This is a genomic window from Murdochiella vaginalis, assembly GCF_902381775.1.
Taxonomy (GTDB): domain Bacteria; phylum Bacillota; class Clostridia; order Tissierellales; family Peptoniphilaceae; genus Murdochiella; species Murdochiella vaginalis.
The window spans coordinates 424,963-437,677 of the sequence record NZ_LR698969.1 but is presented as its reverse complement, the minus strand read 5'-3'; the positions used below and the strand labels follow the sequence as shown (position 1 = coordinate 437,677).

Annotated in this window: 15 protein-coding genes; 1 reads left to right on the top strand and 14 read right to left on the bottom strand. The window is 39.0% G+C overall.

Features of this window, described 5'->3' with window-relative positions:
• Nucleotides 1–2 precede the first annotated feature (2 nt).
• The 14 genes from FXY30_RS01820 to FXY30_RS01750 form a co-directional block, all read right to left on the bottom strand.
• Nucleotides 3–2,432 carry a VirB4-like conjugal transfer ATPase, CD1110 family gene (locus FXY30_RS01820; RefSeq protein ID WP_071705098.1) on the bottom strand — a complete coding sequence of 810 codons (2,430 nt, stop codon included), beginning with the start codon at nt 2,430–2,432 and terminating at the stop codon, nt 3–5.
• Entirely contained in the window at nt 2,344–2,733 is a 390-nt protein-coding gene (locus FXY30_RS01815) for a PrgI family protein (protein ID WP_047200384.1), read from the bottom strand. Before FXY30_RS01815 ends, FXY30_RS01820 begins: the two co-directional genes overlap by 89 nt.
• A 3-nt stretch (nt 2,734–2,736) precedes the next feature.
• The gene (locus tag FXY30_RS01810; protein WP_047200385.1) at nt 2,737–3,000 is read right to left on the bottom strand and encodes a hypothetical protein; all 264 of its coding nucleotides are present in this window, start codon (nt 2,998–3,000) and stop codon (nt 2,737–2,739) included.
• 17 nt (nt 3,001–3,017) lie between these two features.
• Nucleotides 3,018–3,881 (bottom strand): VirB6/TrbL-like conjugal transfer protein, CD1112 family, encoded by an 864-nt coding sequence (locus FXY30_RS01805; protein WP_000466901.1) that lies wholly within the window; start codon nt 3,879–3,881, stop codon nt 3,018–3,020.
• 19 nt (nt 3,882–3,900) lie between these two features.
• Nucleotides 3,901–4,026, bottom strand: coding sequence for a Maff2 family mobile element protein (locus tag FXY30_RS01800; RefSeq protein WP_462931556.1), 126 nt, complete (start codon nt 4,024–4,026; stop codon nt 3,901–3,903).
• Nucleotides 4,027–4,150: 124 nt separating this feature from the next.
• Entirely contained in the window at nt 4,151–5,959 is a 1,809-nt protein-coding gene (gene ltrA, locus FXY30_RS01795; protein ID WP_232009033.1) for a group II intron reverse transcriptase/maturase, read from the bottom strand.
• Between the two features lie 796 nt (nt 5,960–6,755).
• Entirely contained in the window at nt 6,756–6,887 is a 132-nt protein-coding gene (locus FXY30_RS01790; RefSeq protein WP_000394211.1) for a Maff2 family mobile element protein, read from the bottom strand.
• Nucleotides 6,888–6,890: 3 nt separating this feature from the next.
• Complete coding sequence (locus tag FXY30_RS01785; protein ID WP_047200386.1) at nt 6,891–7,202, bottom strand: single-stranded DNA-binding protein; 312 nt, start codon at nt 7,200–7,202, stop codon at nt 6,891–6,893.
• 166 nt (nt 7,203–7,368) lie between these two features.
• Nucleotides 7,369–9,153 carry a VirD4-like conjugal transfer protein, CD1115 family gene (locus FXY30_RS01775; RefSeq protein ID WP_050201756.1) on the bottom strand — a complete coding sequence of 595 codons (1,785 nt, stop codon included), beginning with the start codon at nt 9,151–9,153 and terminating at the stop codon, nt 7,369–7,371.
• Nucleotides 9,150–9,635 carry a PcfB family protein gene (locus FXY30_RS01770; protein WP_009346332.1) on the bottom strand — a complete coding sequence of 162 codons (486 nt, stop codon included), beginning with the start codon at nt 9,633–9,635 and terminating at the stop codon, nt 9,150–9,152. Before FXY30_RS01770 ends, FXY30_RS01775 begins: the two co-directional genes overlap by 4 nt.
• Nucleotides 9,632–10,483: an ATP-binding protein gene (locus FXY30_RS01765; protein WP_047200422.1), complete on the bottom strand. Its 852-nt coding sequence runs from the start codon at nt 10,481–10,483 to the stop codon at nt 9,632–9,634. The genes FXY30_RS01770 and FXY30_RS01765 overlap by 4 nt, the downstream gene beginning before the upstream one ends.
• Nucleotides 10,480–11,250: a replication initiator protein A gene (locus FXY30_RS01760; protein ID WP_004830073.1), complete on the bottom strand. Its 771-nt coding sequence runs from the start codon at nt 11,248–11,250 to the stop codon at nt 10,480–10,482. The genes FXY30_RS01765 and FXY30_RS01760 overlap by 4 nt, the downstream gene beginning before the upstream one ends.
• An 89-nt stretch (nt 11,251–11,339) precedes the next feature.
• Nucleotides 11,340–11,621: a CD1845 family protein gene (locus FXY30_RS01755; RefSeq protein WP_047200423.1), complete on the bottom strand. Its 282-nt coding sequence runs from the start codon at nt 11,619–11,621 to the stop codon at nt 11,340–11,342.
• A 6-nt stretch (nt 11,622–11,627) separates the two neighbouring features.
• Nucleotides 11,628–11,786 carry a hypothetical protein gene (locus tag FXY30_RS01750; protein WP_097677417.1) on the bottom strand — a complete coding sequence of 53 codons (159 nt, stop codon included), beginning with the start codon at nt 11,784–11,786 and terminating at the stop codon, nt 11,628–11,630.
• A gap of 512 nt (nt 11,787–12,298) precedes the next feature.
• On the opposite strand from FXY30_RS01750, the gene FXY30_RS01745 reads away from it, so the two are divergent.
• A complete protein-coding gene (locus tag FXY30_RS01745; RefSeq protein WP_147659361.1) occupies nt 12,299–12,586 on the top strand; it encodes a hypothetical protein in 288 nt (95 codons plus the stop codon).
• The last annotated feature ends 129 nt before the right edge of the window (nt 12,587–12,715 follow it).

Sequence of the window (12,715 nt, the reverse complement as noted above, 5' to 3'; positions counted from 1 at the left end):
GCCTACCTCACTTCTTCAGGCTTAGTTGTCATCTTCTGATAAAGGATTGTGTCTTTCGGGAATTTATCAAGGAAAGGGACAATGGTATTTCCAAAGAACAAAAGTCCTTCTCCTGCATTGGAATTGGTTACATATTTTAGCTGTGGCTGTGAGATTTTAAGTTTCCTTGCTAAAATCTCTCTATCTCCTGAAGCCTGATTAAGCATTAAAACAAAGTCCGTATTATCAAAGATATTTTCAATTTCCTTGCTCATAAGTAAGTCTTTGACATTTTGTGTAATGCCTGTCGGGATTCCTCCCCACTTACGAAATCTTTTCCAAATTTCTACGGAATAGGAAGCTGTCTGCTCATCTTTTAACAATAAGTGAAACTCGTCGATATAGTACCTTGTAGCCTTATTTCCCCTATTTTGCGATACTTTGTTCCATACCTGATCCTGAATAACAAGCATTCCGATTTTTTTAAGCTGCGAGCCTAACTCCTTAATGTCAAAACAAAGTAGCTGCTTATTTAAGTCCACATTGGACTGATGGTTAAATACATTAAGAGAACCTGTTACATAAATCTCCATTTCCGTTGCCAGTTTTTTTCCGACTTTTTCTTCCTGATTTTTTAACATATCATATAGGTTTTGAAGAATGGGCATATTACAAGGCTTTGGATTTTCAAAATACTTTTCATAAATCTTAGGCAGGCATCTATCTATAACCGATTTTTCTTCTGCTGTAAGACCACTACCGCCAACGACAAGCTCAAGCATGGACATAATGAAGTTCGCCTTATCTTTCAGTGGTGCGTCCCCATCGCCATAGTTCATATTGATGTCAAGGGGATTTAGATAGTCTTTTGACTTACTGCTAACCTTTATGACTTCTCCTTTAAACTGACGCACAAGGTTTCCGTACTCGCCTTCCGGATCGCAGATAATCACATCATCATCGGTTGTAAGAATGGCATTTGCCATTTCTCTTTTTGCACTAAAGGATTTACCACTTCCCGGAGTTCCGAGAATTAAACCGTTCGGGTTTTTCAATTTCTTTCTATCTGCCATAATCAGGTTATGGCTTAGGGCATTTAGTCCATAATACAAACTGTTCGCCGAATTTATGAAAAGCTCCTCTGTGGTAAAAGGCATAAATACTGCCGTAGATGATGAGGTTAGTCCTCTGTCAATTTCAATCTTATTTACCCCAAGAGGAAGTACACTGATTAAGCCCTGCTCTTGGGAATGGTCAAGCCTTTTTAACTTGCAATTATGCTTATTGGCAATAGAGCTGATTTGAGAAATGGTATTGTCCAGCTTTTGGATTGTCCTTGCAAAGTTCATAAGGATAATGGTTACAACAAACATTCTTTCATCTCTTGTCTGAAGGTCTTTTAAAAGACTTTTTACATCTTCTCCATAGGTAATTAAATCACTTGGAAGAATGTCCATATCATATCCCGACCTTACAGCCTTTTTGTTTTCCTCAATCTTCATCTTGTCAATATCGGTATTTTTTCTTTTAACCATCTTGATGGCTTCCGATTGTTCGATTGCCTTGATATGAAAAGAGATATTGATGTTATCGTCTATATCCAAAAACTCTGCAAGCATACGGTCGGAAAGCTCACTTGCAAGGATTTGAAAATGACTTGCCGCTCCGATAAACTTTCCAAACTTAAAATACCTTGACGGTGTAAAGTTAAATTCATCAGGCACAATATATGTCTTGGTACTTTCCTTTTTCTTTAAGTCTTTATATGAAAATTCAAAGGTCTTATTCGGATTTAAAACATCATGAAGTATCTTTAGTCTTTCCTCTCCGTTCAAGCTTTCTGCTCTTACTCCCATACTTTTAAGACTTGATAATATATCTATCTCCAGTCTTTCAAGTTTTGATGTTGCCTGCTCTAAATTATCCGCTTCCACCGTAAAGGTTACATACTTTGATTTTTTCAGTCCGTTATTTCCCTTTACAATCTGACTCTTGAGCATTTCTCGAAACTCAAGGCGTATATCGTCAAACCCGTCCTTTTTATCCGGTATTTGAATGGCTGATTTCATTTCTTCGTTTCTACCAAGCTGATTGATATATGAAAATTCGATGCTGATACTTGGATCAAAAGAATTAAGAAAGTTTGCAAACTGATTAAAAATCAAATCCCTATCTTCTTCTAAGGCAAGCTGATAGTTTATATCCTCAAAAGCGATACTCTTATTAAAATGCTTTTCATCAATCTGACATATCCCACTTTTTAAAAGTCTAAGGTAGGGAATGGTATCTTCAACTGTGTATCTTTTCGGCTCTTTCCTAAAGATAAGGTCAAGTAATCCGCCCCTATCTTTTTTAGACTTTCCCTTATTTTGCTTTAAGTCCTGTTTTTGACTTCTTAACTTCTTTTGGTTTTGTTCTAACTTTAGCTGCTGAATCTTTCTTTTGTCTTTCAAGGTAAACCTCCTTTCTCACTCTTTTTTGTGGCTGATAAAATTTATGAAGGTAAACATACTTAAAGTATTTCTCAAAGCTAAGTCCGTCCTTTTCAAAAAGAGTGATGAAAAATATGGGAAGTGTGGACACAATGAGAAAGATGACTGCTATATCATTTGGAACTACCTTTCGCATAAATAAATAAATTGGTATTCCAATCAGTCCTGCAATCGTAAAACCGATAAGCTGTCTTTTCGTCAGGTTGAATGCTACCTTTGTTTTTACCTTCTTTAAGTCTTTTGGGATAGGTACATATGCCATAACTTACCTCCCATCTTCTTTATCCTTTGAAAGCTCCTCTATATGCTCATATACGGAGCCAATTTCTTCCTGAATACTTGCAATCTGTTCATCTGTACTTCTGTTATATCTTTCCTGCATTAGACAAAAATCATTGTGGCAGCGACCGATGTCTTTTGTTCTTTCTTCCAAGTCATTCACCTTGCTGTGAAGCCTGATTCTATCCATCACCGCCATAATACTTGTTCCAACTGATACTGCTATCAATACTGTTTTTCTTTTGTTCATCATATCTATCCTTTCTTTTAGTGTGCATTTAATACGCTTTTAGCCAGCGTTCCGCTCTTTAGCATCATTAACCCCAGCAAAACCGCATATCCAAGTATCGTAAAGGTACTTGTGTGTATATCTGTTATCTGTATTGTCTTAACTAATACTGCGTATATTCCAAGACAAACCATTAAAAAGAGTCCTTGTAGTCCTATGGCAAATAAGCCTTTGATATAGTTCGTTCCAATCTGTCCCCACTCTTTGTTTCCCATTGTGGCAAATGGAATGGCTGAAACGGATGAGTAAACATATATCTCAAACATTCTTCCGTAAACCACCAACATAATCACAATAGAAATGACCTGTATTGCCACCTTTATGAGCGAGGTTTCAAAGAGTATCATGACAAGCTCTCCAAGACCTTTATCCTTTAAGCCTTCTACCATCGTTACAATCTGATCTCCGGAGATAACGGCAGAGGTATTGATAACCCCTGCCGCTTTATTTACCATGTGCTGTGCCACATCAAAGACTGCCATAGAAAACTGAAAAGCATGAGACACTAACCATACGGCAATCCACATCTTTATGATGTATTTGAAAAATTCAAAGGTATCCGTATCGTGCATATTGTTCTTTTGCATAACCATATTGATAAGCTCGATACAAAGGACTGCCGTAATGATTAGCCCTGCAATGGGAATGATAACGGAATCGTTAATGCTTTTAATAAAGCTGAAAACCTGTCCGTTCCACCCCATCGGTGTCTTTCCCACATCCGTTGCAATCGCACCAACTTTATCGTTGATGTCAAGAAACATGGACTCAAGATTTGCTTGGATACCGCCCAGTAGAAGATCTTTGAAAAACTCCTCTATCTTGTCGAATATCCCAAACATTTAATTTCTCCTTTTCTTCTTACTTGAGTACATTTGCAAGAAGCGGAATCAGCTTTAATCCGATTAAGACGATACCGCCTCCAGCCATAAGCTGCTTTATTCCCTGCGACTTTGCACCTGATAGCGATAGGTAATCCCTTGAAATTATCTCAGGATTTTCCCCCGCTCCACACCGTGCGTGCGGCTTTCACCGCACACGGCGTTCCATCGAATTCAGTAGTTTTGGGACATGAAGCACACAACTTACACACCTCGTTACAGCATTTCATTCAAAGAATAATGGGCGGCATTTCTGCCAATGCACGAAGCTTGTTAAGCTTTACAAGTTGTTTTGGTTCAAGATTAAGGAATTTCAGGAGTCTCTCGACTGTTGGGTCTTGTGTTGCATGGATGATGGTATGCACATCCTTCTTAATCAAAATCAGGTTGGCATATTCATCGGTTCCACCTTTGCTGACCGGCAGCTTATGGTGACAGTGGATGTCATGAGGAGCCATTGTCTCCCCAGTGACAGCACATTTGCCGTACTGCGCCGCATACAGTGAAATCCTGTTATCCGCATACTCTATAGATCGACCCCGGACAGGATTACGCATCACCCAAAGCATTGTTTCTGTGTCAATTTGAAGATTCTTATGAATCAACTCACGACCTTCCACCGTATACTTATTGACCGCCTTGCGTTTATGCTGGGCGTTCTTGGGCTGTGCAAATCCCACCGGAACCACAGGCCGCTTGTGAAGAAATCTCAGCTGTCTGCTTTCTCCATATTTCCGCTTGATAAACCCATCCTTGAGATATCCTGTTTTGGACAGATCGCCTTTCAGCCTGTTTCTGAGCTGTTTGTTAATACTGAAGGCAAGCTTTCCGAAGTCATGAGATACTTCTGTAGCAATACAGTAGTATTCGTGAAGGCCTGCAACAACAGAATTGTATTTCTGTAACTGCATGAACTGTGCTTCTTCTGACGAATGAGCCAGCTTCTTCACTTCTTCGGATAGCTTTTCATGCGCCTTTTTGTACGCCTTATCGCTCATATGAGACCGAATGACATATTTCCTGCCCTTTTTACGAACTTTCAGCTTGAATCCGAGAAATTCAGAATACTGCCGTTTCAGGTTCGCTACCTTGGATTTATCAGGACTGATATCCAGCCCCAGTCTGTCCTTCAGCCATAATTCTGTGGCTTTATAGGCCCTGACAGCTTCCTCATGAGAGGAACAGAAGATTTTGAAATCATCTGCGTATCTGACCGCGTGCATTTCTTTCAGTCTGCTTCTGCGCAAAGCTCTGTAAGAATGGCTCTTGATCTTTGTGCCACTCGCATTTTCTCTTATCTTGAATTCTGTTTTGGTTGGCATTTCTTCCCATTGGGAAGCAATCCACCAATCCAGTTCATTCAATACGATATTTGCAAGTAGCGGTGACAGGATTCCTCCCTGTGGTGTTCCCTTGGTCGGATAGACCTTTTCACCGTTTGGCATGATGACCGGCGCTTTCAGCATTTCCTTAATGATGCATATCAGCTTTTTGTCACGGATTCCCAATGCCCAGATTTGACGGATCAGTTTTGTATGGTTGATGTTGTCGAAGAATCCTTTGATGTCAAGATCAACGACATGATGCAGGTGTTGTACCTGCACCAGCCGCATACACTGTGCAATCGCTGTTTCAGCAGAGCGATTCGGGCGGAACCCGTTTGAATTCTCACTGAATTTTGCTTCACAGATCGGCTCCATGACCTGTAAAACGCACTGTTGGACAATGCGGTCTATGATCGTGGGGATTCCCAGCGGTCTCATCTTTCCATTGGGCTTTGGTATCTCCACACGCCTTACGGGGCGCGGGTGATAGTTGCTGAATTGATTTCGTATCTGGCGGACGTATTCTTCCTCACTTAATTTCATGAGGCTTTTTATCGTCCGCTTATCCACACCAGCCGTATTACTTCCTGTATTCTTTTTGATCGTCCGATAAGCCAGCTTGATGTTTTCCTCGCTCTCAATGATTTCCATCAGATGATTGAAGGTTTTTCCATTTTTGCTTTCGGCATACAGGCGGTCAAAGGTTGACTCCATGTCGTAATACTCTGAATTGCGGATTTTTCTTTGTTTACTTTTCCTTTCTTGCTGCTCCGAAGTGGGCACAGGCATCCTCTCCTTTCAGTTTGGATTTTCTTTGTCATACTCGAAGCTGTGTTTGTTGTGTATTTTATGATTTTTACTGAATTCGACTTGTGGCCGTCCCTCCACCGCTTACTTGTTCACGGCTTCACAGGTACCATGCCACTGCTCTCACTGGAATAAAGAATGGTTATTGCCCTCTCGCGAAGGTATTCCCATCCACCACTTCATCGGTCTGCAACAGCCTCCATGTTCCCAGCTTTCCACGTTCCGATATTCCTATCATTGGATACCTTTAGGTCTTTCCTCTGAGCCTGTATCCGGTCATGCATAACCGCATCGCCTGTAACGATGCATGGACTTTCATAACAACCAGTCTTACTTATCCACGGACACCACCGTAAAAGGTGTACTGCCTTTCGACAGTATCAACGTTTAGACTCGTACATTCAGAAATTCGTCAGATATCTCTATCATCCTGACCATGGGTAACCGAACCCCGGCATATAGGCAGCACCATCCACCGCTGGACAGCTTTCGTGTATCGTCTGAAAATCATACTTACGACTGCTCTCTGCCGACTTCACCGAGCTCTATAACATCTTTTGGGGAAACCTGTTGCATGGTTTCCTGCCATTCGGAGTATTAGGTAGGCGCTTCAGGGCGTTACTCCCTCATTTCACCAATCGGAATATCAGTTCTCCAAAGTTTTCGGGTCAATGCCCTTCGACTTTGTGCGCAAGCTTTTCACTTACGAACGTGTCGCCCGATTGTCATTGCCATAACCTTCCATCAGGTTAATTACGCCCCACGCTCCAAGACCAGCACCCACTGCCATAACTAAAATCTTTAATACATTTACTGCCTGTGTAAAAAATTCCATAATTTATTCCTCCTCGTTTTCTTCTTTCTTTTCAATCTTGTTATATGACTTCACAACAAAGTTTTTGTAAGTCTTTCCATCTTTTTCACGCTTCTTAAAGTATCCAAAGATATGGATCAAATCGCCCTTTTCAAATGCTTTTGCTGTTTCTGCCTTTTCACCATAGGCTGCACAATTGATATATTCTTTACCTTTCCCATACTTTTTTACAAGTGTGAAGTTTGCAACCTCAACCGTTTCTCCATCTTTGTCAAAACTTGAAAAAGTTGGTTCTGCCAATAAGTTGGCATTGATGTTAATCATTTCTTGCTTCATTAAAAATTTCTCCTTTTCTTTTCAATAAAAAAAGCGACTGGAGTTTTTTCTTTTCCAATCGCTGATACTCTTGCTATTTAGTTTTCCTTAGTGGGACTTCGTATCCTTATCATCTTACCTCCTGATTTTGAGTAATAAAAAAACAGCAAATCTATGTTCTTTAGACTTACTGCACTCTTGTAATAACCGTTTCTCTATTTAATTTTGCTTTCCCTTTTCGCTTGATATATTCCTCAATATCAAAGGCATTTTTCTTATTAAAATCTTCAAGTAACTTGTAATTCTTATGCTTTGTAATATCGAATTTATCCGACAAAAATGGTCTGACACCTCGAAGCTGAAAAATACATTTACTACCATCCATAACCGTTATCTCATCTTGACTCATCAGCTCCTTTCCTGTCTTTTGGTAATTGAGTCCATAACTATTAGCATTGGAGCGTGTTTCCGATGTATTATACAGGTCTATGGTTTCTTTACCAAGTGTTTCAGATAGCTCTTTAAGTGTTGTCTTTTCCTTTCCGCCAAGAAACAAGGTGCTATCACAGTTACCTACAATCGTATCTGCATTATCCTTGTAGATTGCCTTTAACTGAGATTGTGCCTGCAAGATAATACTTGCTGAAATTTCTCTTGAACGGATTGTCGCTATTAACTTCTCGAACTTCGGAATTAAGCCAATGTTTGCAAACTCGTCAAGCAAGCACCTTACATGAACAGGTAATCTTCCTCCGTACTCATCATCTGCCTTATCACAAAGTAGGTTAAATAGCTGTGAGTACATGATAGACACCACAAAGTTAAAAGTATCATCTGTATCAGAGATAATAACAAAGAGTGCTGTCTTTCTATCTCCAAGAGTATCAAGCTCAAGTTCATCTTCTTTCATCAAGTCCCTAAGCTCTTGAATATCAAAAGGAGCAAGCCTTGCACCACATGAAATAAGAATAGACTTTGCTGTTTTTCCTGCTGCAAGCTTATATTTCTTATATTGCTTGACTGCAAAGTGCGTAGGCTCTTTCTTTTCCAATGCTTCAAACAGTCTATCAATGGGATTCATATAGGTTTCATCATCTTCTCTGACTTCTGAAGCGTCTATCATATCCAGTAGTGTCGCAAAGTTCTTTTCTTCTCTTGGAGCTTCATAGAAGATATATCCGATAAGAGCTGTATAATAGAGCTTTTCGGCTTTCACCCAAAAATCTTCTCCTGCTTTTTCTCCCTCTCCCTTAGTGTTCGCAATAATTGTCTGCACCAGTTTCAGTATGTCTTTTTCACTTCTGATGTAAGCGAATGGATTGTACTTCATGCTCTTTTTGAAGTTGATGGTATTTAAGATTTTTATCTCATAGCCATTATCTTCAAGCATCTTGCCACACTCAATGACTATTGTTCCTTTAGGATCTGTTACACAATATGATGAGTGCATTTGCATTAGATTTGGCTTTACATAAAATCTTGTCTTTCCTGAACCAGAACCACCTATAACAAGTACATTTTTATTTCTCGCATACTTTGGATTTGCCGGTCTACCATTCATGGTTAATCGCTCGGTTTGAGTAAGCAAGATATTATTTTGAAACTTCTCATCTACATAAGGCTGAATATCTTTTGCAGTTCCCCATCGTGCTGATCCATACTCTTTCCCCTGTCTGAACTTTTTTGCATTTTTGCCTTTGGTATAGACAATAAATTTAATTATAGCTGCCACTCCTACGCCCATTAAAATATCAGCCACATGAATACTCGGAATAAAGCTCATGGTATTAAGTTCTAATATTCCTTGAAAGATTTTATCTATAACATCGCCACCCGTATAGGCTCTTACATGGTGAGAGAAGATGTTTCCAACATAGAAAAATGCAAGATAGGAAATATTCTGCTTTAGAAACTTTGCCTTATCTTGCACCTTAAATAAGCCTTTGATGTCTTTTAGTATCTTATCTATCATAGGCTCTGCTCCTTTTGTTTATTCTTGACTTTATCTTTAGAAACAGTGTTCTTTGCCATCTCCTTGAACTTTTCTATGCTTTTATGAATGGACTCTTTCCTTTCCGTTTTCTTTTCCGATTCTGAAAGAGCATGTTTAAATGCTTTATCCATTACTTTCATGTCTTTTGCCTGAAAGAATACGGAGTATTTTCCGCTTTCTTTATCTTTCATCACTGAAAACTTTACCCCATACCGATTCAGTTCCTTTTTCAGTTCCTTCAGCTCTGCTTCTTCTACCGGAATTTCTTCAAGCTGTCCCTTTTTAACCATATCTTTGAGCTTTACTTCATTTCCATTAGCATTAACCAGCTTTTCAAGTCCTCCGAGTTTCTCAGCCTCTTTCATTAGTTTCTTGAGTAAAGTCAAAAGAAGTTTTGCTGTTACTTTTCCGGCTTTAACCTCCATATTCAGCGTTTTTCTTGCAATTTCTTCATTGATCAAGTTCTCTCACCTCCAGTCAGTAATCTTTCTTTATTCCTCTTTAATTTTTCTTCCTGAATAACTTTTCTGTAATCTTCTCCAAGCACCATCACAGGAATACACATCTCAATAATTCTTGAGTAAATTCTTTGGTATTCCACGCTCTCCGTACAGTTTTCAATTTGGCTGTATGAAAGATTTGTGGTAAAGATTGTTGGCTTATGCTTTAAGTACCTGTTATTCACAATGTTATATACCTGCTCTTTGGCATAGCTTGTATCTCTTTCAATTCCTAAATCATCTAAGATGAGAACGGAAGTGTTTACAAGGGATTCGATATATGCGTTTTTATCAAGGTCAAATCCGCCTTTTTGCAGTTCGTTAATTATCTGTGCAAAGTTTCTAATCTTAACGCTTATGTGATACTGTTCAATCAGAGCATTGGCAATAGAGCAGGCAAGATAGGTCTTTCCACTTCCAACTGTTCCATAGAACAGGAGTCCGATATTTTCTTTTCTCATCAATTCATAATCTTTTACAAAATTCTTTGCGATGATAAGACTCTGATTTTCTTTTCCCTGATAGTTTTCAAAGGTATATGCCCATTGAATCATGGATGTGAAGCAGATACTTTTTAATCTCTCGATTTCAAGCTGCTTTTGTCTTTCTTTTTCTTTTGCTTCTCTATCTCTATCGCATTTACAAGCTGTCTTAAATATCATCTGCTTTCCGAAAAATTCTAATGCTTTTCCATCTTTTCTTTCATGGCACACTTTACAGTAGGCGTGTCCGTCTTTGATGTATTCTTTTTCAGGATCAAAGCTGTATTCCACATCTTCTATCATCACTTTTTCTAATTCTTTAATCATAAATGTACTCCTTTGTTATATTCCTCCCATGTAGGGATATTGGTTTTTTTCTTACTTCCCTGATCTTTATAGAACCAAGAAAGGATTGTTGCTTTATGGTCTTTATATGTCTTTCCGGTACTTTGAAGATAGGTTGATAGTCTTTCAATGTAGTTATCAAGCTCTCCTGCCATTTTTATTTGTAATTCTCCTATATCCTCATCTTTCAAAAAGACATTTTGAAATGTTCCAAGTCCGCTTTTCCCAAAACTATATTCTCTCTTACTATATTTACTCTTATTATTCTCTATATAGTTAGAGTCAACATTTTGAACTTCCTGAAGTTCATTTTCTTTACTTCTGAGGTTAAAATCTTTTACTTCTGAAGTTAAGTTTTTTGACTTCTGAAAGTCATTTTCTTTTACCGCTATTATGCTCATAAAATCTTTAACATAAATGACATTCGGCTTACCAAGTCCAAGCCTTACTCTTTCAATCAGTCCTATTCCTTTTTTGCTGTCTAACTCGTCCAATGTTTTTATAGCTGTCGGCTTTGAGATATTTCTTCTTCTCATAATTTCTTCAACAGTAAAATAGATAAATACTCTGCCTTCCTTGTCCACCCAGTTATTCTTAAAGGACATTCCTGTGCGTTTCAAAAGCATGGAGTATAGGATAATGGCTTCAGCAGACAGTCCCTTAAATTCTTCTCCGTCTACCAATATTTCAGGCACTTTTAGAAAGTTAAATCTTTCCGCTTCTCTGTTATAGAAATAGTCAAAGTTCATGCAGGATCACCTCCTCTCTTAAAAATTTGCAAAGAAAAAGACGATAGTTTTTTCTCTATCGCCTTTGGTAACCATTTTTATGAAATTTTTTAGGTTGATTTTATTGCTTCATTGATACCTTGTAAAAAAGCTATAACAGTTGCTCCAACCATCGGTATTCCGTATGGACTTAACAAGAAACCTAATATCAATGCTTCTATTCCGATGGTAACTTCTTTTTGCAGAAAAGATGCAATTGCTCCAAATATGCAAAACATCATCAGCAAATATAGTATGGCTGTTCCGATACCAAGTAGAAATGTTAGAAATGCTGTGAGGATACTTAACACCAAGCTAATTGGGAATAAGATTATTTTTATTATCCATCTCATAATTTCTTATTCCTCACTTTCAAAAACATTCTTTGTATCTCCACACACCATATCAATGCAAACATTCACACCCATATAATTTTTTAAGACTTTTTTTCGTCCTCCCTCTCCGTCTTCTACAAATACATAATGCTTGTAAAACTGCTTAAAATGCAGGATTTTCACGATTTCACTCTTTGTATCAACGCTATGCACTCTACATGGCACGAGCGCCTTGGATGAATGTCTGGCGATGTACATGTGAACCCCGTTAGTTCGTTCATTTTTCCCATCGTATCTGTTTGTGGGAACTGGTCAAAACCAATAGCTACATATTTATGAGTGTTCAAGATGAATGTCAAGGCAGAGCTCCCTCTTTCCCGTTTGCGGGAAGTGGTCGAAGATTCGGTGTGCATCGCACAACTGGAAGGGAAGTGATGCGGTCTCCTGCGGCAAGCTGAAGGCTCAAAGAAATTGGATGGACCAAACTCTTCTTTTTATTTGTTCAGTATCTTACCCGTATTATGCGCAGGATCAATAAAGACGCTGTAATTGATACAATGCTACGATGAGACCGTACTGGCGCTATCAGTGCAGAAGTTCCTGAAATCAAGGGCTTCTGCGGTTTTGTTTGAAGAATGAGAGCGCACGAAGCCCCTCGGATTAGCTTGCAATAAGCCCATCCGGGAGCGTGTCTGATGATGGCGGTTCGTACTCTTGATGAACGAAAACACAGCATCGTAAACAGGTTGTGGCTTCGTTGTAAGGTTTATTCTCCAAATCTTCTTTTATCTACCAACGAGCCGCTGATAGAACTCATCAGTGCCAAGGAACGCTTCTTTCTAACCGTAATGCCTTCGGCTGCCTCATCTAATGAAACATTTAATTATTGTTCCAACAATCCCAGCGATGCTTTGCCACACTTCCCTAATAATAGAAAAGTTATTGCCTTTGTTTGTCAAGTTGATGTCATAAATGTTTCCTGATGAGTAGTGTCAGTAGAGCTTGCTTGCGAGCGTCCCTTGACGCCAACGAAAGACATGCGTATTCTGCCGGTGCGGCAAACGGGCACAGCACTGTCAATCAACGGTACGATTCAAACATTTCTTCCAGCT